Here is a 19801-nt window from a genome sequence, read left to right as displayed (position 1 = left end):
GGTGGGCCCACCCCACGACTGGCACAATGTCCCCATGAGCCAGCGCGTCGTCGACCCGCCCGCCCGCGGACGGGTCCTGGTCGTCGACGACGACGCCTCGCTCGCCGAGATGCTCACCATCGTGCTGCGCCAGGAGGGCTTCGACTCCCAGATGGTCACCCGGGGCGACGAGGCGCTGGCGGCGTTCCGCAGCTACCGCCCCGACCTGGTCCTGCTCGACCTGATGCTGCCGGGCCGCGACGGCATCGACGTCTGCAAGGAGATCCGCGCCGAGTCCGGGGTCCCCATCGTGATGCTGACGGCCAAGGGGGACACGATCGACGTGGTGCTCGGCCTGGAGTCGGGGGCCGACGACTACGTCGTCAAGCCGTTCAAGCCCAAGGAGCTGATCGCCCGGATCCGGGCGCGGGTCCGCCGCTTCGACGACGCCCCGTCGGAGACGCTGACCGTGGGCGACCTGGCCATCGACGTCGCCGGGCACTCGGTCACCCGCGGCTCCGAGACGGTCAACCTGACGCCGCTGGAGTTCGACCTGCTGGTCTGCCTGGCGCGCAAGCCCTGGCAGGTCTTCACCCGCGAGGTGCTGCTCGAGCAGGTCTGGGGCTACCGCCACGCCGCGGACACCCGGCTGGTCAACGTCCACGTGCAGCGCCTGCGGTCCAAGGTGGAGCACGACCCGGAGAACCCCGAGATCGTGCTGACGGTCCGCGGGGTGGGCTACAAGGCCGGCAAGTCCTGATGACCCGGTGATGGCACCCGAGCGTCCCCTGAGAAGGGTCCCGACGGCGCTGGGACGAGGGCTGACGTTCTGGCGTCGCTCCATCCAGGCGCGGGTGGTCGCGAGCACCCTGGTGCTCACCACGCTCGTGGTCGGCGTGGTCGGCTGGTTCCTGCTCCAGCAGGTCCGCGAGGGCCTGCTCGAGCGGCGGGTGGAGCGGGTGGTCACCGAGGCGAGCAACGGCACCGCCGAGGCCCGCAACCGCCTGACGTCGGCGACCGGCACCGACGTCGACGCGGCGGGCCAGCGCCAGGACCTGATCGAGCCGATCATCGCGCGCGGGGCGAGCCGCGGGTTCGCGGTGATCCTCTCCGCGCCGCTCGCCTCGGGCAGCACCCTGGCCGGAGGCGGCGCCCAGTTCACCCAGAACCTGGACAAGTCGAGCGTGCCTCGCTCGCTGGAGGCGCGCTTCGCCGAGCGCAGCGCGCCCGCCTGGACCTACACCACCATCCGGACCACCGGCCCGGTGGCGGGGGTGGAGCCCGGGCCCGGGATCGCCGTGGGGTCCCAGGTGACCCTGCCGGCCGACGGCGAGACCTACACCCTCTACTACCTCTTCCCGCTCGCGGAGCAGGAGGACACCCTGGCCCTGGTCACGCGCGCCCTGCTGGCAGCGGCCGCCCTGCTCGTGGTGCTGGTGGCGGTGGTCGCCTGGGTCGTGACCCGCCAGGTGGTGACCCCGGTGCGGCTGGCCCGGCAGGTGGCCGAGCGGCTCGCGGCCGGGCAGCTGCAGGAGCGGCTGCGCGTCACCGGCGAGGACGACCTCGCGCGCCTGGCCACCTCCTTCAACCAGATGGCCTCCAACCTGCAGCGCCAGATCCGCCAGCTCGAGGAGCTGAGCCGTCTGCAGCGCCGCTTCGTCAGCGACGTCTCCCACGAGCTGCGCACCCCCCTGACCACCGTCCGGATGGCCGGCGACGTGCTCCACGACGGTCGGGAGAACTTCGACCCGGTCACCGCACGCGCGGCCGAGCTGCTGCAGACCGAGCTCGACCGCTTCGAGGTGCTCCTGGCCGACCTGCTGGAGATCAGCCGGTTCGACGCCGGCGCCGCCGTCCTGGAGGTCGACGACGTCAACCTCGTCGACGTGGCCCACCGGGTCGCGGAGGCCACCGAGGCGCTCGCCGTGCAGCGCAGCACCCGCGTCGTGGTGGTCGACCCCGGACGGCCGTGCCTGGCCGAGGCCGACGTACGGCGGGTGGAGCGGATCGTGCGCAACCTGGTGACCAACGCCATCGACCACGCCGAGGGCAAGGAGATCGTGGTCCAGGTGGCCGCCGACGAGGAGGCGGCCGCGATCACGGTGCGCGACTACGGGGTGGGCCTGGGGCCGGGGGAGGCCGCGATGGTCTTCAACCGGTTCTGGCGCGCCGACCCGGCCCGGGCCCGGACCAGCGGCGGCACGGGGCTGGGGCTCGCGATCTCGCTGGAGGACACCCACCTGCACGGCGGGTGGCTCCAGGCGTGGGGACGGCCCGGCGAGGGTGCCCAGTTCCGGTTGACCCTGCCGCGGCGCGCCGGGCAGTCCCTGCGCCACAGCCCGCTGCCGCTGGTCCCGACCGACGAGGAGGTGACGGCGTGAGCCGATCGTGGTCCCGTCGCCGCGCGCCGGGGGCGGTGCTCCTGGTCGTGGTGGTCGCGCTGCTCAGCGGGTGCGTGTCGATGCCCGTCTCGGGTCCGATCGCGGAGGTCCAGAACCCCGAGGCGGGCGACGCCGAGCCCGGCACCTTCTACGACCCGCGACCGCCCGAGCCCGGCGCGTCCTCGCGCGAGGTGGTGGCCGGCTTCCTCGAGGCCATGAAGGCCACCCCCATCAAGACACCGGTGGCCGCGCAGTACCTCACCTCCCAGGCGCAGGAGCGCTGGAAGCCGCTCGGCGGCACCATCACCTACTCCGACCTCGGCACCGCGCGGGGCGACACGGTGGTCACCGTCCCCCTGGTCGACGGGCAGTCCTACGACTCGCGGGGAGCCTGGTCCCGCTCGCTGGAGGGCAAGGAGGCCGAGCTGGAGTTCCCGGTGACGCTGGAGGGAGGGGAGTGGCGCATCGATGCCGCCCCCAACGCCATGGTCGTCCCGGGCTCGTGGTTCGAGGACAGGTTCGAGCGGGCCTCGCTGCACTTCCTCGACCCCACCGGGCGGATCCTGGTGCCCGAGCCGGTCTACGTGCCCCGGGGCGACCAGTTCGCCACCGCCCTGGTCCGCGGCCTGCTGGCCGGCCCGACTCCCGGTCTGGACAAGGTGGTGCGCAGCGCCGTCCCGCCCGGCCTGAGCCTGGCCCTCTCGGTGCCGATCGACGGCGCCGGGCTGGCCGAGGTCTCCCTGGACGCCCCGCCCGGGGTCCGCGCCGCGGACCTCGTCTCGGAGGAGATGCTGGCCCAGCTCGCCTGGACGCTGCGCCAGGAGCCGCGGATCAGGGCCTTCCGGCTCACGCTCAACGGCCGCCCGGTGCCGCTGCCCGAGGGGGAGCCGGAGATCGATCCCACGGCCGGGACCCGCTTCGACCCCGTCGGGCACGGCTCCAGCTCCGACCTCTTCGCGCTGCGCGACGGACTCCTGGTCCGCGGCCGGCTGGACGAGCTGGAGGCCACCGCGGGTCCCTTCGGCACCCGGACGCTCCAGGTGCGCTCGCTCGGCATCAGCCTCTCGGCCCAGCAGGCCGCGGCCGTCACCTCCTCGGGCACCGCGCTGCTGCTGGGCCCCGTGGAGGACATGGAGACCGAGCCGCTGGAGATCGTCTCCGGGGCCACCGACCTGCTCGCTCCGAGCTGGGACTTCGCCGACCGCCTCTGGTGGGTGGACCGGACCGCCGCCGGTGCCCGGGTCGGGATGCTCTTCGAGGGGGAGCAGCGCAGCGTCGACGTGCCGGGGCTGTCGGGGCGCGACGTCCGGGCGTTCCTGGTCTCCCGGGACGGGTCCCGGCTGGTGGCCGTGGTGCGGCGGCGCAACAGCGACCGGCTCGTCACCAGCCGGGTGCTGCACGACGAGAGCGGCCGGGTGCTGGGGGCGACGCGGGCCCGGGAGATCGACCTGGGTGAGGACTCCGACCGTCGGATCAAGGACGTCGGCTGGCGCTCGCCGGCCTCGGTCACCCTGATCAGCGGCATCACCGGCGACCTGTCCCAGGTGCGCACGGTCCCCGTGGAGGGCGCCCCCGGCGACCTGGAGACCTCGGGGACGTCGCGGATCCGGGGTCGTTCCGGCACCCTGGTCAGCTCGCCGGAGCGGGGGCTGGGCCTCTACGCCGTCGGTGTCGACGGGGTCACCGACCTGGTGGACCCGGTCCGCCGGGTCCCGCCGCTCGACGAGCGGGTGGGCTGGCTGGGCTACGTGGGCTGAGCCGCCCGCCGTGCACAGGCCGACGCCCGGGCCGGTGCCCCCCAGGAGGCCCGGACGGCGGGTGCGGCCGGGTGCGCCGGTGGGCTGGGATGGTCCGGTGAGCACGCCCGGGACGCTGCTGGACCACGGCCTGGACCTGCTGGTCGGCAGCTCCTGCCTGGGCTGCGGCCGGCCGGGGCGCCTGCTGTGCCCGCGCTGCCGGCTGCTGCTCCCGGTGACCGCGGTGCCGGCCCGGCCCGACCCAGCGCCGCCCGGCCTGGCCCCGGCCTGGGCCGCGGGCGAGTACGCCGGCCTGCTGCGCCGGCTGGTCATCGACCACAAGGAGGAGGCCCGCTTCGGCCTGGGCGTCCCGCTGGGCCGGCTGCTGGCGCTCGCGGTGGCGGCGGCGCTGCCGCCGGCGCCGCGCGCCGCCCCGGTGCTGCTGGTGCCCGTGCCCTCCCGGCCCGGCGTGGTCCGCCGGCGTGGCGACGACCCGACCGGGCGCCTGGTGCGGGTCGCCGCGCGGGCGCTGGTGCCGCGCCGCGTCGTGGTCGCCGACCTGCTCCGCTCGCACCCCGGGGTGGCCGACCAGGCCGGCCTCGACGCCGTGGCGCGGACGGCCAACCTGGCCGGCTCGATGCGGGTGCCGGGGCGCGCCCTGAGCCGGGTCGGGCGGCGGGTGCCGGGCGGCCTCGTGGTGGTCTGCGACGACGTGCTGACCACCGGCGCCACGGCGCGGGAGGCCCAGCGGGCCCTGGAGGCGGTGGGGGTGAAGGTGTCCGGGATCGCCGCGGTGGGGGCGGTCCGGCGACGCTCGACCGGGGCCGCGGGAGCCGGATCGGAGGGTGTGCTGCGGCGGTGACCACGGACGGGATAGCGTCTGGTCATGGAGTCCGTCCGGGTCCGTGGTTGCGTCGTCGGGGGGCCCTGTGTGCCTCGGCGGCAAGCCGATGCCAGTCGCAGGCGAAACGGCCCACGTAAGGCTCTTCCGGTCCGTCCGGGAAGCCGATCACGGTGCGGCTTAGAAGTAAGTCCTGCCTCGGCGCCGCCGTCAGATGCGGCGTCCGCCGGGAGAAGGCCAGTAGTGGCGGAGAAGCTGCGAACGCCTCAGCAGGCGATTGTGGGGACGAAGACCAGGTCGGCCGGGCGGACTCCATGCCAGGCAGCGGGAGCCACGGTCGTGGCCCTCCCGGCTGTTCACGAGGTGCAGCAACTGACGAATCGGAGGTTCTCATGGACGTAGTGGTGACGGGGCGGCACGTGGAGGTTTCGGACAGGTTCCGAGAGCACGTGCAGGAGAAGCTGTCCCGGCTCGAGAAGCACGACCAGAGGATCATCCGGGTGCAGGTGGAGGTCTCGGCCGAGCGCAACCCGCGCCAGCAGGACCGCGCGGTCCGGGTGGAGCTCACCGCTCTGACCAAGGGCCCCGTGATCCGCGCCGAGGCGGCCGCCGACGACAAGATGGCGGCCCTCGACCTGGCGCTGGACAAGATGACCTCCCAGATGCGCAAGGCCGCCGACCGCCGCCGGATCCACCGCGGCCGTCGCACGCCGGTCTCGGTCGGTGAGGCGCTGGCGCCGAGCGCCGAGGACCTCGCCGTGGACGAGACCGAGTCCGATGAGGTGGTCGAGCGCCAGGTCGGGCCGATCACGGTCACCGGGGACGGCCCGCTGGTGGTCCGGGAGAAGACCCACGACGCGTCGCCGATGACCCTGGACCAGGCCCTGTACGAGATGGAGCTGGTCGGTCACGACTTCTACCTCTTCGTCGACAAGGAGAGCGAGCAGCCGTCGGTGGTCTACCGGCGCCACGGCTACGACTACGGCGTGATCGCCCTCAACGTCGCCTCCTGACGCGGGCTGCGCGGATGCCCCGCGCCGAACGTGCGCCTCTGCGCCCGTTCGGTGCGGGGCATCTGTCATGATGCGGCTGTGACGCAGCCGACAGAGACAAGCGAACCGGTCCGCGTGATCCTCGCCGACGACCAGGAGCTCTTCCGCCGAGGGCTCACGATGCTGCTGGCCCAGGAGCCCGACATCGAGGTCGTCGCCGAGGCCGGGGACGGCATCGCCGCCACCGACCTCGCCGCCTCGATGGCGCCCGACGTGGTGCTGCTCGACGTCCGGATGCCCCGGCGCAGCGGGATCGAGGCCTGCCGCGCCATCAAGGAGGCCAACCCGTCGGCCAAGATCATCATGCTGACGGTCTCCGACGAGGAGGCCGACCTCTACGAGGCGGTGAAGAGCGGTGCGGCCGGCTACCTGCTCAAGGACTCCTCCATCGAGGAGGTCGCCCAGGGCATCCGGGTGGTGGCCGACGGCCAGTCCCTGATCTCGCCCTCGATGGCGGTCAAGCTGATCGACGAGTTCAAGCAGATGTCCAAGCCCGAGCGCAACCAGGTCAACGGGCTCCGCCTGACCGAGCGTGAGCTCGAGGTGCTCCGCCTGGTCGCCAAGGGCCTGAACAACCGCGAGATCGCCCGCCAGCTCTTCATCTCCGAGAACACCGTGAAGAACCACGTCCGCAACATGCTCGAGAAGCTCCAGCTGCACTCGCGGATGGAGGCGGTCATGTACGCGGTGAAGGAGAAGCTGCTCGAGCTGCCCTGATGGCCACCGCCCTCTCGCGTGCGCAGGCCCGGCGGATCGCGCTGGCCGCCCAGGGCTTCACCGATCCGCCGCACGCGGTGCCGACGATGCGCACCCTGGTGCGCACGGTCTCACGGACGGGGGTGCTCCAGGTCGACTCGGTCAACGTGCTCGCGCGCGCCCACCTGATGCCGCTCTACTCGCGGATGGGGCCCTACGACGTCGGGCTGCTGGACCGGGCCGCGCAGCGGCGGCCGCGTCGGCTGGTGGAGTACTGGGCGCACGTGCAGGCGCTGATGCCGGTCGAGCTGTGGCCCGCGATGCGGCACCGCATGGAGGACTACCGCAGCACCCGGGGCAAGTGGTTCGACGCGGACCCGCGCCTGGAGCCCCGGGTCCTCGCCCTGGTGGCTGAGCGCGGCCCCGTCACCGCCCGGGAGCTGGAGGGCGAGCTGGGCGGGCCGCGTACCCGCGAGCACTGGGGGTGGAACTGGTCGGACGCCCGGAAGGTGCTGGACCGCCTCTTCCTGGTCGGGGACCTGGCGATCGCGGGGCGTACCCCCTCCTTCGAGGTGCGCTACGACCTGCCGGAGCGGGTCCTCCCGCCCGAGGTGCTCGCCGCGCCGGTCCCCAGCCGGGAGGAGGCCGCCCTCCACCTGGTGCGCCGGGCCGCGCGCTCGCACGGGGTGGCCAGCCTGGCCTGCCTGCGCGACTACTACCGGATGTCGCTGGCCGACACCCGCGGTGCCGTCGCGTCCCTGGTGGAGGCCGGGGAGCTCGAGCCGGTCACGGTCCAGGGCTGGGACCGCCCGGCCTTCCGGCACGTCGCGAGCCGCCTGCCCCGGCGGGTGGAGGCGCGCACCCTGCTGAGCCCCTTCGACCCGGTGGTGTGGGAACGGGCCCGGGCCGAGGCCCTGTTCGGCTTCCGCTACCGGATCGAGATCTACACCCCCGCGCACCGGCGGGTGCACGGCTACTACGTCCTGCCCTTCCTGCTCGGTGACCGGCTGGTGGCCCGCGTCGACCTCAAGGCCGAGCGGCGGGCCCGGGTGCTGGAGGTCCTCTCCGCCCACCGCGAGCCCGGTGCCCCGGCCGAGGTCGCCGAGGAGCTGGGGGCCGAGCTGCTCCGCCTCGCCGGGTGGCTGGGGCTCGACGAGGTCGTGCTCAGGGGCGGGGGCGACCTGGTCCCGGTGCTGGCTCGCTAGGGCCGATGCGCTCGCTTGCGATTGTGTGCGTGCCCGTGCCCGTTACGATGGCCAGCGGAGGTCGGCGTCCGCGCTGCCCCGAGACATCCCACTGCTGGTTTCCGCCAGCTGGTGCGCCCGTCAACTCAGGAGTCCGTGTACGTGCCTGCCATCATCGACAAGCTCCTCCGCATCGGCGAAGGCAAGATCGTCCGTCAGCTCCAGGCCATCTCCAAGGCCGTCAACGCCATCGAGGACGACTTCGTCACGATGAGCGACGACGAGCTGCGCGCGATGACCGAGGAGTTCAAGCAGCGCCTGGCCGACGGCGAGACGCTCGACGACCTGATGCCGGAGGCCTTCGCCACGGTGCGCGAGGCCGCCAAGCGGGTGCTGGGCCAGCGCCACTACGACGTGCAGATCATGGGCGGCGCCGCGCTGCACCTGGGCAACATCGCGGAGATGAAGACCGGTGAGGGCAAGACCCTGGTCGCGACCCTCCCGGCCTACCTCAACGCGCTGTCGGGCAAGGGCGTCCACATCGTCACCGTCAACGACTACCTGGCCAGGTACCAGTCGGAGATGATGGGTCGCGTCTTCTCCTTCCTGGGGCTGACCACCGGGGTGATCATGCCCTCGATGCGGCCCGCGCAGCGGCGCGAGGCCTACAACTGCGACATCACCTACGCCACCAACAACGAGCTCGGCTTCGACTACCTGCGCGACAACATGGCCGACTCCATCGCGGACTGCGTGCAGCGCGGCCACAACTTCGCGATCGTCGACGAGGTCGACTCGATCCTCATCGACGAGGCCCGGACGCCGCTCATCATCAGCGGCCCGACCCAGGACGAGGTCCACTGGTACGCGGAGTTCGCCAAGATCGCCGCCCGGATGGTCCGCGACGAGGACTACGAGGTCGACGAGAAGAAGCGGACCATCTCGGTCCTGGAGCCGGGCATCACCAAGGTCGAGGACCACCTCGGCATCGACAACCTCTACGACTCGGTCAACACCCCGCTGATCTCCTTCATGAACAACTCCATCAAGGCCAAGGAGCTGTTCCGCAACGACAAGGAGTACGTCGTCATCGACGGCGAGGTGCTCATCGTCGACGAGCACACCGGCCGGATGCTCGCCGGGCGCCGCTACAACGACGGCCTGCACCAGGCGATCGAGGCCAAGGAGGGGGTGACGGTGCGTGAGGAGTACCAGACCCTGGCCACGGTGACCCTGCAGAACTACTTCCGCCTCTACGACACCCTCTCCGGCATGACCGGCACGGCGATGACCGAGGCGAGCGAGTTCGACAAGATCTACAAGCTCGGCGTGGTGCCCATCGAGACCAACAAGCCGATGAGGCGCATCGACCAGCCCGACCTCGTCTACCGCACCGAGGAGGCGAAGTTCGACGCCGTGGTCGACGACATCGAGGAGCGGCACCGCAAGGGACAGCCGATCCTGGTCGGCACCGTCTCGGTGGAGAAGTCCGAGCTGCTCTCCCGGGCGCTGCGCGCGCGTGGCGTGCCGCACTCGGTGCTCAACGCCAAGGTGCACGCCGACGAGGCCAAGATCGTGGCCCAGGCCGGTCACCGCGGCGCGGTCACCGTGGCGACCAACATGGCCGGTCGCGGTACCGACATCATGCTGGGCGGCTCGGTGGAGTTCCTCGCCGACCAGGAGCTGCGCAAGAAGGGCCTCGAGCCCACCGGCGAGACGGCCGAGGCCTACGAGGCCGAGTGGCCGCTGGCGGTCGAGCGGACCAAGGCGCAGGTCGCGGCCGAGCACGAGGAGGTCAAGGAGCTCGGCGGCCTCTACGTGATCGGCACCGAGCGGCACGAGTCGCGGCGCATCGACAACCAGCTGCGCGGGCGCTCCGGTCGTCAGGGCGACCCGGGGGAGAGCCGCTTCTACCTCTCCCTCCAGGACGAGCTGATGCGCCTGTTCAAGTCCGACTGGGTCGACCGGGTGCTCCAGGTCCTCAAGGTGCCCGACGACGTGCCGATCGAGAACAAGCGGGTCACCGGCGCGATCGCCAGCGCCCAGGGTCAGGTCGAGGCGCAGAACTTCGAGTCCCGCAAGAACGTCCTCAAGTACGACGACGTGATGAACCGGCAGCGCGAGGTCATCTACGCCGAGCGCCGCCGGGTGCTCGAGGGTGCCGACCTCGAGGAGCAGATCCGCACCTTCATCGACGACGTGGTGGGCGCCTACGTGACCGCCGCCACCGCCGACGTCGCGGAGGAGTGGGACCTCGCGGCCCTCGGCACCGCGCTGGGCCAGCTCTACCCGATGACGGTGACGCTGGAGGAGCTGGAGAAGCGCGCGGGCTCCCGGGCCAACCTCACCCGCGAGATGCTGATCGAGGAGCTGCGGGCCGACGCCCAGGCGGCCTACGACCGGCGCGAGAGCGAGGTCGGCGAGGAGGTCATGCGCGAGCTGGAGCGCCGGGTGATCCTCTCGGTGATCGACCGCAAGTGGCGCGAGCACCTCTACGAGATGGACTACCTGCGCGAGGGCATCTACCTGCGTGCCTACTCCCAGCGCGACCCGCTCGTGGAGTACCAGCGCGAGGGCTTCGACATGTTCTCGGTCATGATGGACGCCATCAAGGAGGAGTCCGTCGGGTTCCTGTTCCACCTCGAGGTCGAGGTGGACGACGACGCGGGCGACGACGAGCCGGCGGACGAGGCCGTCGTCGAGGAGGAGGCCCCGCAGCCGGTCGGCGCGATCGACATGGCGGCGGCCGCCGCCCACGCCCCGCAGGTGCGCGCCAAGGGGCTGGACAAGCCGTCCCGACCCCAGCGCCTGACCTACTCGGCGCCCTCCGAGGACGGCGACGTCGAGGTCTCCGGTGCCGCTCCCGCCGGCGAGGAGGACCCCTACGCCGGGGTGGGGCGCAACGCCGACTGCCCCTGCGGCTCGGGCAAGAAGTTCAAGAAGTGCCACGGTGCACCGGGTGGCCCGACCGGGCTGACCGCGCGCGCCAACGGCTGACGCGAGACGACCGACACGCCTCGGCACGACGCCGCGCCCGGGTGACCGGGCGCGGCGTCGCTGTCTGCTCAGCAGAACTCCAGCGCCGTGCAGACCCAACGGCCGCGAAAGGTCTCGAACCGCGCGGCCACGGCGCGCGAGCGCTCCCCGTGGCGGACCCGGGCCGAGGCCTCCACGACCTCCGCGCCGAGGAAGTTGAGCCGCACCGCCGCGACGTGCGAGGCAGCCAGGCCGCGGCGCCGCCCCTGGCCCGGCACGTGGCCGCCCGCCCGGGCCACGAGGTCGGCCCGTCGGGCCAGGTCCTGGTGGACGTCGCGACGGGTCCAGCGGTGCAGCTGGGAGGCCGGCCGGTCGCCGGCGACGACCTCGACCGCAGCCTGGACGTAGCCGCTGACCCATCGCTGGACCTGGTCGCGCTCGGCCGGCTCCACGGCGACGAGGTCGGCGCCGGGCAGGCCCGGGCGGGCGCCCGGCACGGGCGGGTCCAGCAGCGGCACCACCTCCAGGGCGAGCGCGCCCTGGACGGTGGCGATGGGGGTCAGGTGCCCCAGGGGTGCCCGGGCGTGGAGACGGGTGGGGGTGGCGAGGGGGATGGCGACGGGGCGGCTGCTCATGACTGGTCTCCTTGGGTGACGGTGGGCAGCCGGAGCTCCTGCCCGGGGTGGATGAGGTCCGGGTCGTCCCCGACGACCCGCCGGTTGAGCCGGTGGATCTCGCGCCAGCGGGCTTCGACCTCGGCCGGCGCGGCGGTGGCCGGGAGCGTGGCGGCGGCGACGCCCCAGAGCGTGTCGCCGGGGCGCACCACGTGGGCGGGGCCCTGAAGGCCCGCCGGCACGATCGCCGGCGTCCCCGGTGCGGGGGTCCGGGCCTCGGGCGCGGTGGTCGCCGGAGCGGGGGAGGGCGCCGGTTCCCGGGCGGGGGCGCCGATCGAGGCGCGGTCGGGATAGGGGAGCCCTGCGAGTCCTGGCCGGTCCGCAGGCGCGGAAGCCTGAGCCGCCCCCGCGAGCGAGCCGGCCAGGGCCGCCCCGCACAGGGCCAGCACCAGGCGCCGCACCGCGCTGTGCCCGGGCGCCCGGCTGCGCCCCGGCACGGCGGGCCGCCCGCGCAGTGCCTCGAGCACGGTGAGGGAGGAGATCAGCCACAGCCAGGACAGCGCGAGCACGCCCACCGCGCCGCCGACGGCGACCAGCAGGTCCTCGAAGTGGCCGGGGGCGCCCAGTCGGCGCCAGCCGCCCGGCCCGGGGGCCAGTGCCGCCCGGAGGCAGGCCGTGCCGCCCACGGAGGTGATCGTGGTCACCAGCACCCAGACGGCCGCGCAGCGACCCGGGTGGGCGGCAGTCGAGGGCGAGGAGCGACGAGGCATCGGAACCCTTTCGTTTGCGTCCGTTTGCCTAACGTAGCGACGATTCACCTTGGCACGCCACGACTGTCCACAGGGCGGCGTAGCCGCTGGCGGCGGCTGGACGGCTGGCCAGACTGGGTCCATGACCGGTGACGAGGAGCTCTTCGAGATGCTCGAGGACCTGGAGGCGCAGGCCGAGGCGCTCCAGCACGCGGAGCGCGCGGCGGAGGTCGCCGACCGGGCTCGCGCCGAGTACGGGGCGGTCACCCTGGACACCCGGCTGATGGCCTCGGTGGGTCACCACGTCGAGGTCGACGTGCTCGCGGTGGGCCGGGTGGGCGGCGAGATCGAGAGGGTAGGCCCCGGCTGGTTCGAGCTGGTCGGGCGCGCAGCCACCTGGTGGGTGCGCACCGCCGCGGTCACCGCGGTCCTGGGGGCCTCCGAGCGCGCGCTGCCCGAGGTGGCCTGGTCACCGGTCGACCGGCTGGGCGTGGCGTCGGCGCTGCGGCGGCTCTCCGACGACCGGGAGGTCGTGGTGGTGCAGCTGGCCGACGGAGGCCGTCACGAGGGCCGGCTGGGCCGGGTGGGGGCGGACTTCGTCGAGGTGCTGGTCGGGGGCGCTCAGGCCGGGGGAGCGGCCCTGGTGCCGCTGGCCCACGTCTCGGCGTTCCGCACCGGCCGGGGGCTCTGAGGCACCCCGGCCGCGGCCCCGGTCAGGTCGCCTCGTCGTCGAACGGCGGCCGGGCGCCGGCGGGCAGCACGGCCGGCGGCGCCGGGGAGTCGGCGTCGGCCATGGCCTCGATGATGTGCTTGCGGACGATGGTGCGCGGGTCCAGGTCGCGCAGCTCGAGGTCGGAGTACTCCGGCCCCAGCTCGCTGCGCAGCTCGTCGCGCGCCGAGTTGGCCATGGCGCGCCCCTTGCGCACCAGCGTCCCGGCCTGCCGGGCCAGCTCCGGCAGCCGGTCCGGCCCCAGGACGAGGACCGCGACGAACGCGATCACCGCCATCTCGGGCAGACCGACGCCGAACATCTCAGAACTTGCTGGTGGGGGTCAGGCCCAGCTGCATCCCAGCCAGGCCGCGGCCGCGGCCGCTGAGCTTCTCGGCCACCTCGAGCAGCACCTGGGCCGCGGGGGCCGTGGGGTCGGACTCCACGATCGGCTTGCCGCTGTCGCCGCCCTCGCGCAGCGAGAGGTCCAGCGGCACGGAGCCGAGCAGTGGCACGTCGTAGCCGAAGCGCTCCCTGAGGGTGCGCGCGACCCGCGCCCCGCCCCCGGAGCCGAAGACCTCCAGACGGTGCTCCTTGCCCTCCGCGGTGCAGTGCGGGCACGCCAGGTAGGCCATGTTCTCCACCACGCCCACCACGCGCTGGTGCATCATCGAGGCCATCGTGCCGGCACGCTCGGCCACCTCGGCCGCCGCCTCCTGCGGGGTGGTGACCACGACGACCTCGGCGTTGGGCAGGTGCTGCCCCAGCGAGATGGCCACGTCGCCGGTGCCCGGGGGCAGGTCGAGCAGCAGGACGTCGAGGTCGCCCCAGTAGACGTCCGCGAGCATCTGGACCAGCGCGCGGTCGAGCATCGGGCCGCGCCAGGCCACGACCTGGTCGCGGCGGGGCTTGAGCATCCCGATGGAGATCACCGAGACCCCCGAGGGCGTGGGGACCGGCATGATCAGGTCGTCGACCTGGGTCGGGCGGGCGTCGGCGACGCCGAGCATCGCGGGCACGGAGTGGCCGTAGATGTCCGCGTCCACGACGCCGACCTTGAGGCCCTGGCCGGCCAGCGCCAGGGCGAGGTTGACGGTGACCGACGACTTGCCGACGCCGCCCTTGCCGCTGGCGATCGCGTAGACCTTGGTGAGCGAGCCCGGCTGGGCGAAGGGGATCTCGCGCTGTGCCTGGCCGCCGCGGAGGGTCTCCCCGAGCTCGCTGCGCTGCTCGGGCGACATCACACCCAGCGTCAGGTTCACACCGGTCACCCCGGGGACCGCCGTGACGGCGGCCGTGACGTCACGGTTGATGGTGTCCTTGAGCGGGCAGCCGGCCACGGTCAGGAGCACCGTCACCGCGACCGATCCGTCCGCCCCGACCTCGACGGAGTCGACCATGCCGAGGTCGGTGATGGGCCGCTTGATCTCGGGGTCCTGGACGGTCGCCAGGGCGGCGTTGACCTGCTCGAGGGTGGGGGTGCTCATGGGAGTCAAGGGTAGTTCGTCCCCGGTGGCCGCGGGTCGTCGCCCGTCCGCTCCTCGTCGGCCCGCTCGCGCTGGAGGTCCCCGAGGAGCTGGCGCAGCTCGGAGCGCATGAAGTCGCGGGTCGCGACCTCGCCCACCGACATCCGCAGCCAGGCGATCTCGCGGGAGAGGAACTCCATGTCGGCCTGCGACTGCGCGTTGACCCGGCGGTCCTGCTCGGCGAGCACCTTGTCGCGGTTCTCCTGCCGGTTCTGGGCGAGCAGGATGAGGGGGGCGGCGTAGGACGCCTGCAGGCTGAGCATCAGGGTCAGGAAGATGAAGGGGTAGTCGTCCCAGCGCATCCCCTGGGGGGCGAGCAGGTTCCAGGCGATCCAGATCACCACGAAGGCGGTCATGTAGATCAGGAAGCGCGCGGTGCCCATGAACCGGGCGAACTGCTCGGCGAAGACCCCGAAGGTGTCGGAGTCGTAGGACCGGCGGGGCCGGCGTCCGCGCCGGCCCTCGAGGGGGGTGTCGAGTCGGGACTGGGTCCCGCGGGTGTCGCTCATCGCCGTACCGCCCTGTCGCGCCAGTTCTCCGGGAGCATGTGGTCGAGCAGGTCGTCCACGGTGACGGCGCCGAGGAGCCGGCCCTCCTCGTCGACGACCGGCGCCGCGACGAGGTTGTAGGTGGCCAGGTGTGCCGCCACGTCCTCGATCCGTGCCTCGGGGGCGAGCGGGTCGAGCGAGTCGTCGACCGCGGCCGCCACCAGGGTCGACGGTGGCTCGCGGAGCAGCCGCTGGATGTGCGCGGCACCCAGCAGCCGGCCCGTGGGCGTCTCCAGGGGCGGGCGGCAGACGAAGACCAGGGCTGCGAGCGAGGGGGTGAGGTCCGGGTTCCGCACGTGGGCCAGGGCGTCCGCGATGGTCGCGCTGGGCGGCAGGATCACCGGCTCGGGCGTCATCATGCCGCCCGCGGTCTGCTCGGCGTAGGAGAGCATCCGCTTGACGTCCTCGGCCTCCTCGGGCTCCATCAGGGCCAGCAGCGTGGCCGCGGTCTCCGGCGGGAGGTCGGCGATCAGGTCGGCGGCGTCGTCGGCCGACATCTCCTCCAGCACGTCCGCGGCGCGCTGCGAGGTCAGTCGCTCCAGGATCTGGACCTGGTCCTCGTCGGGCATCTCCTCCAGCACGTCGGCGAGGCGCTCGTCGTCCATCGCCGCCACCACCGCGGAGCGCCGCTCCTCGGGGAGGTCGTGGATCGCGTGGGCCGCGTCGGCCGCGCGCATCTCCGAGATCGCCGCGATCAGGTGGGTCGCGGGCTGGGTGTCCTGCCGGTGGGTGAGCCCGACGACGTCGCGCCAGTCGACGATGTAGGTCTGGCCGCGGCGCCGGAAGCCGCGCGACGGCTCGCGGACCGCGACCCGGCTCAGCACCCAGTCGCGGGTCCGCGCCTGCTCCATCGCGACGTCGTAGACCACGCCCTCGACCCCGGTGGGGGTGACCCGCACCGTCCTGTCCAGGATCTGCGCGATCGCCAGGGTCTCGGTGGCCCGCTGCTCGAAGCGCCGCATGTTGAGCAGGCCGGTGGTGTGCACCCGGCCGGCGTCGATGTGGGTGACCCGGGTCATCGGCACGAAGATGCGCCGCCTGCCGAACACCTCGGCCACCAGGCCGAGCACGCGCGGGGGGCTCGCCTCGGTGCGCATGGCCACGACCACGTCGCGCACCTTGCCGACCTGGTCACCCTGGGGGTCGAAGATCGGCAGGCCGACGAGTCGGGCCACGTAGACGCGGCTGGGGGCGGTGCTCACCCGGGTCACGCTACCGGCGACGGGCCAGCGGACCGGTGAACCCGGGGGGAGCGTCGAGCACGGGCTAGGCTGAGGCCATGCGATCCGCGGTCTCCAGCACACCCGTCCGCACCCGTCGCACGCGGGCGGTGGCGTTGCTGCCTGTCCTGCTCCTCACGGTCCTGGCCGGCTGCGGGGACGAGACGGACGACCCCGGCGCGGCCACCCCCGCCCCGTCGCCGAGCGCCTCCGGGACGCCCGGCGGGGAGCCGAGCGCCTCCGCGGACCCCAGCGCTCCCGACTGCGACGAGGTCTGGGTCGAGGGCGCCTCGATCCCGGCCGACTACGCCGGCTGCAACGCCGAGGGCGCCTTCGTCGAGAAGGACGTGCTCTCCTGCTCCTCCGGCCAGTACCTCGCCCGCCACGACGACCGCTACTTCGGGGTGCTGGGCGGCAAGGTCCGCGTCGCGAAGTCGACCCTGGCCGAGGACGGCGGGTACCGTGCCTCGGTCGCCAAGTGCCGGGGCTGACCCCAGGCCGGCCGAGGACCCTGATCCGCGGCACTCCAGACATCACGTAGCTCCCGAGAGGAACCCGATGCTCCACCGTCGGTCGATCGCGGCCTTCACCGTGGCCGTGGCACTGTGCCTGACCTTCGCCGCGCCCGGCGTGGCCCTGCCCGGTCAGGGCGTCCAGCAGGGTGCCGTCGCCACGGGTGCCTCCGTCCAGGCGTCCGGGACCCTCGCGGCGGCGCCGTCGGCGGTGATGGCGCGCAAGCAGCTGAAGAAGCGCGACAAGAAGAAGTGGCGGCGTACCTTCAAGCCGAGCGCCGGTGTGACCTTCAACACCGCGATCGGCAAGGGCGGGGACCAGCACCGCATCAACCGCAAGATCATCAACCTGATCGACGGCTCGCGCAGCGGCACCCGGATCCGGATCATGAGCTGGAACGTCATGTCCCGCCCGGTGACCCGCGCCCTGCTGAAGGCCCAGAAGCGGGGCGCCCTCCTCTACGTGCTGATGGCGGAGGAGAACGCCGAGGCGATCGACAACGAGGTGTGGCTCGAGCTCATCCACGGGATGAACGCCATCAACGCCGTCAAGCCCGCCAACAAGCAGAGCTGGGCCAAGACCTGCGTGGCCTCGTGCCGCGGCGAGGGCGGCCAGGCGCACAGCAAGTTCTTCCTCTTCAGCAAGGTCGGCCGGGCCAAGAACGTCTTCGTCCAGGGCTCCGCCAACCTGACCCACGCCGCTGCGGTCAACCAGTGGAACGACATCTACACCTCGGTCAACCGCCGGCGGCCCTACCAGTTCGCCAAGCAGATCTTCGACGAGATGGCCAACGACGTGCCCGTCGCCAACCCCTACCGGGAGTGGAAGGGCAAGGACAGCCACCTGATCTTCCACCCGCTGATCGGGCCCGACGCCAAGGACCCGGTGCTGCGGCTGCTGCGGATGACCAAGTGCCGCGGCGCCAAGAACACCGCCAACGGCCGGACCCAGATCCGGATCGCGCCCGACGTGATCCGCAACGCGCGCGGGATGCGGATCGCCACCAAGCTGCGCAGCCTCTGGGAACAGGGCTGCGACATCCGGATCGGCTACACGATCAAGGGCGTCGACGTGGGCCACGTGCTGCGCGACAAGGGTGGGCGCGGCCCGATCCCGATGCGCCACCTGGTGGTCGACCGCAACGGTGACGGCGAGTTCGACAAGTACTTCCACCTCAAGGCGATGTCGATCATCGGCCACGTGAAGAAGAAGAAGAACAACTACGTGGTGCTCAACGGCTCGGCCAACTGGTCGGGCATGGGCGCCGCCTCTGACGAGAACGTCGGGATCTACTGGGACAAGAAGCTCACCAAGCAGTACGCCGAGCACATCGACTACTGGTTCGAGAACTTCCCGGACAGCTCGCGCCGCCGTGACGTGACCGCCGGCGACGGCGCCGCCGCGCGGTTCGACACCAGCCCGATCCACACCCCGGACATGCTGCTCTCCGCGGACGACGAGCTGGTGCCCGGCGTGGACCCCTACGCCAAGATGGACCTGGACTGACCGCCGGATGGTCGTGACGCAGCAGGGGGAGGATGCCCCGCGCGTCATCACGGTCGACGAGACCGGGCTGACGCTCATCGCCTCCCGGGACCGCGCCGTGGACGTGCTCTTCGGCGAGCAGCGGGTCTGGTCCTTCTGGGTCCTGCGCGACACCGAGGCGAGCGGCGCGCGGGGCCGGCGACGGCAGGTCGAGTGGCCGGCGCCCCTGCAGAAGTTCCTCGAGGGGCGGACCGTGCTGACGGTGCGCGACTCCGCCACCGCCGAGGTGCTCTGGCGCCAGGAGATGGCCTTCGGCACCTCCGAGGAGTCGATCCGCGTGGTCAACCGCCGCGGCGCCGCGGTGGGGATGGACAAGTCCGGGCGGCTGGTCCCCACCTTCGACAGCCGCAGCGGCTCCGACATCGAGGCACTCGTCGACGCCACCGAGGAGGTGCTGCGGGTCCTCGCGGCCGCCGGCGCCGAGCCGTTCCTCGCCTACGGCACCCTGCTCGGCGCCGTCCGCGAGGGTCGGGTGCTGGGCCACGACTCGGACGCCGACGTCGCCTACGTCAGCCGCTACCGCGACCCCGTCGACGTCTGCCGCGAGTCGTTCCGCCTCCAGCGGGAGGTGGTCGCGCTCGGCTACGCCACCCAGCGCTACAGCGGCGCCGCGTTCAAGATCGAGGTCCCGGAGGGCGACTCGGTCCGGGGGCTCGACGTCTTCGGCGGGTTCTTCACCGGCGGCCGCCTCTATCTGATGGGCGAGGTGGGGGTCGAGTTCGAGGAGGAGTGGATCCACCCGCTCGGCACCGCGACCCTGGAGGGCCGGTCGCTGCCGGTGCCGGCCCGGCCCGGGAAGCTCCTCGAGGCGATGTACGGCCCGGCCTGGCAGGTCCCCGACCCCGCCTTCCAGTTCACCACCCCGGAACGCACCTCGCGGGCGCTCAACGACTGGTTCCGCGGCCTGCGGGTCAACGAGAAGCAGTGGCAGCGGCGCTACCTGCGCCGGTTCGACGAGGCGCCGAAGCCGCGCGCCTCCAAGGCCGCCCGGATGGCGGCCCGGGAGGCCGCCGAACGTGGCGCCCAGGTGCTCGACGTGGGAGCCGGCTCGGGCCGCGACGCGCTCTGGCTCGCCCGCGAAGGGCTGGAGGTGCTCGCCTACGACTACGTGCCCGAGCTGCTGGAGCAGGCCGAGGAGCTCGCGGCGGACTACGCCGGGTCCTTCTCGGCCGGCTACCTCAACCTGGCCGAGCTGCGCTCGGTGCTCTCCGAGGGAGCCGCCCTGGCCCGCGACCCGCGACCCCGCGTGGTGCTGGCCAGGAACCTGCTCGACGCCGTCGACCCGTTCGCCCGGGAGACCTTCGCCCGGTTCTGCTCCATGTCGCTGAGGACCGGCGGCGTGGTGGTCGCGGAGTTCCACGTCGGGGAGTCCTCGGTCGAGCGCGAGTGGCGGATCGGCCGGGTGGATCCCGAGGTCGTCGCGGAGCAGTGGCGCGCCTGGGGCGCCACCGAGGTGACCTGGGAGCAGAACGTCCGCGGAGGCGAGGACGGCCGCGTGGACCGACTCGTGGCAGAGTGGGGCCCGTGAACGT

18 protein-coding genes are annotated in these 19801 nt (G+C 72.9%); 12 read left to right on the top strand and 6 right to left on the bottom strand.

The window, feature by feature from the left end:
- Positions 1-34 precede the first annotated feature (34 nt).
- From mtrA to secA, 8 genes are all read left to right on the top strand, one after another.
- A complete protein-coding gene (gene mtrA / locus AC4BG9_RS00945; protein WP_490569207.1) occupies positions 35-739 on the top strand; it encodes an MtrAB system response regulator MtrA in 705 nt (234 codons plus the stop codon).
- A 10-nt stretch (positions 740-749) separates the two neighbouring features.
- Entirely contained in the window at positions 750-2360 is a 1611-nt protein-coding gene (gene mtrB / locus AC4BG9_RS00940; RefSeq protein ID WP_490569206.1) for an MtrAB system histidine kinase MtrB, read from the top strand.
- The gene (locus AC4BG9_RS00935) at positions 2357-4117 is read left to right on the top strand and encodes an LpqB family beta-propeller domain-containing protein (RefSeq protein ID WP_490569205.1); all 1761 of its coding nucleotides are present in this window, start codon (positions 2357-2359) and stop codon (positions 4115-4117) included. The genes mtrB and AC4BG9_RS00935 overlap by 4 nt, the downstream gene beginning before the upstream one ends.
- Before the next feature lie 97 nt (positions 4118-4214).
- Complete coding sequence (locus AC4BG9_RS00930) at positions 4215-4958, top strand: ComF family protein (protein WP_490569204.1); 744 nt, start codon at positions 4215-4217, stop codon at positions 4956-4958.
- A 371-nt stretch (positions 4959-5329) separates the two neighbouring features.
- Positions 5330-5950 carry a ribosome hibernation-promoting factor, HPF/YfiA family gene (hpf, locus tag AC4BG9_RS00925; RefSeq protein WP_490569203.1) on the top strand — a complete coding sequence of 207 codons (621 nt, stop codon included), beginning with the start codon at positions 5330-5332 and terminating at the stop codon, positions 5948-5950.
- Positions 5951-6028: 78 nt separating this feature from the next.
- Positions 6029-6706 (top strand): response regulator, encoded by a 678-nt coding sequence (locus tag AC4BG9_RS00920; protein WP_490569202.1) that lies wholly within the window; start codon positions 6029-6031, stop codon positions 6704-6706.
- Positions 6706-7890, top strand: a complete 1185-nt coding sequence (locus tag AC4BG9_RS00915; protein WP_490569201.1) for a winged helix-turn-helix domain-containing protein — start codon at positions 6706-6708, stop codon at positions 7888-7890. Before AC4BG9_RS00920 ends, AC4BG9_RS00915 begins: the two co-directional genes overlap by 1 nt.
- A 141-nt stretch (positions 7891-8031) precedes the next feature.
- Positions 8032-10866: a preprotein translocase subunit SecA gene (gene secA, locus AC4BG9_RS00910; protein WP_490569200.1), complete on the top strand. Its 2835-nt coding sequence runs from the start codon at positions 8032-8034 to the stop codon at positions 10864-10866.
- Between the two features lie 68 nt (positions 10867-10934).
- On the opposite strand, the gene AC4BG9_RS00905 is transcribed toward secA, so the two are convergent.
- Together AC4BG9_RS00905 and AC4BG9_RS00900 are read right to left on the bottom strand one after the other, a co-directional pair.
- A complete protein-coding gene (locus tag AC4BG9_RS00905) occupies positions 10935-11480 on the bottom strand; it encodes an Rv3235 family protein (RefSeq protein ID WP_490569199.1) in 546 nt (181 codons plus the stop codon).
- Positions 11477-12229 (bottom strand): LysM peptidoglycan-binding domain-containing protein, encoded by a 753-nt coding sequence (locus AC4BG9_RS00900; RefSeq protein ID WP_490569198.1) that lies wholly within the window; start codon positions 12227-12229, stop codon positions 11477-11479. Before AC4BG9_RS00900 ends, AC4BG9_RS00905 begins: the two co-directional genes overlap by 4 nt.
- A 121-nt stretch (positions 12230-12350) precedes the next feature.
- Here AC4BG9_RS00900 and AC4BG9_RS00895 point away from each other — a divergent pair, with 121 nt between their 5' ends.
- Complete coding sequence (locus tag AC4BG9_RS00895; RefSeq protein ID WP_490569197.1) at positions 12351-12899, top strand: hypothetical protein; 549 nt, start codon at positions 12351-12353, stop codon at positions 12897-12899.
- Between the two features lie 22 nt (positions 12900-12921).
- Here AC4BG9_RS00895 and AC4BG9_RS00890 read toward each other — a convergent pair whose 3' ends face one another.
- Genes AC4BG9_RS00890 through AC4BG9_RS00875 form a run of 4 tightly spaced genes read right to left on the bottom strand, consistent with a single transcriptional unit; the run spans position 12922 to position 16193 of the window.
- On the bottom strand, positions 12922-13239 hold the full coding sequence (locus AC4BG9_RS00890) for a sec-independent translocase (RefSeq protein WP_490569196.1): 318 nt from the start codon (positions 13237-13239) through the stop codon (positions 12922-12924).
- A gap of 1 nt (position 13240) precedes the next feature.
- On the bottom strand, positions 13241-14404 hold the full coding sequence (locus AC4BG9_RS00885) for an Mrp/NBP35 family ATP-binding protein (protein ID WP_490569195.1): 1164 nt from the start codon (positions 14402-14404) through the stop codon (positions 13241-13243).
- Between the two features lie 5 nt (positions 14405-14409).
- The gene (locus AC4BG9_RS00880; protein ID WP_490569194.1) at positions 14410-14952 is read right to left on the bottom strand and encodes a DUF1003 domain-containing protein; all 543 of its coding nucleotides are present in this window, start codon (positions 14950-14952) and stop codon (positions 14410-14412) included.
- Positions 14949-16193, bottom strand: coding sequence for a magnesium transporter MgtE N-terminal domain-containing protein (locus tag AC4BG9_RS00875; protein WP_490569193.1), 1245 nt, complete (start codon positions 16191-16193; stop codon positions 14949-14951). The genes AC4BG9_RS00880 and AC4BG9_RS00875 overlap by 4 nt, the downstream gene beginning before the upstream one ends.
- A gap of 77 nt (positions 16194-16270) precedes the next feature.
- On the opposite strand from AC4BG9_RS00875, the gene AC4BG9_RS00870 reads away from it, so the two are divergent.
- From AC4BG9_RS00870 to AC4BG9_RS00860, 3 genes are all read left to right on the top strand, one after another.
- Positions 16271-16702: a hypothetical protein gene (locus AC4BG9_RS00870; protein ID WP_490569192.1), complete on the top strand. Its 432-nt coding sequence runs from the start codon at positions 16271-16273 to the stop codon at positions 16700-16702.
- A 67-nt stretch (positions 16703-16769) separates the two neighbouring features.
- Positions 16770-18230, top strand: a complete 1461-nt coding sequence (locus AC4BG9_RS00865) for a phospholipase D-like domain-containing protein (RefSeq protein WP_490569191.1) — start codon at positions 16770-16772, stop codon at positions 18228-18230.
- Between the two features lie 13 nt (positions 18231-18243).
- Positions 18244-19797, top strand: coding sequence for a class I SAM-dependent methyltransferase (locus AC4BG9_RS00860; protein ID WP_490569190.1), 1554 nt, complete (start codon positions 18244-18246; stop codon positions 19795-19797).
- Positions 19798-19801: the final 4 nt, after the last annotated feature.

It is taken from the genome of Nocardioides sp. Z40_12 (assembly GCF_058215795.1).
Note: the sequence above shows the minus strand (reverse complement) of the source record. Positions and strands in the feature narration are given on the sequence as shown.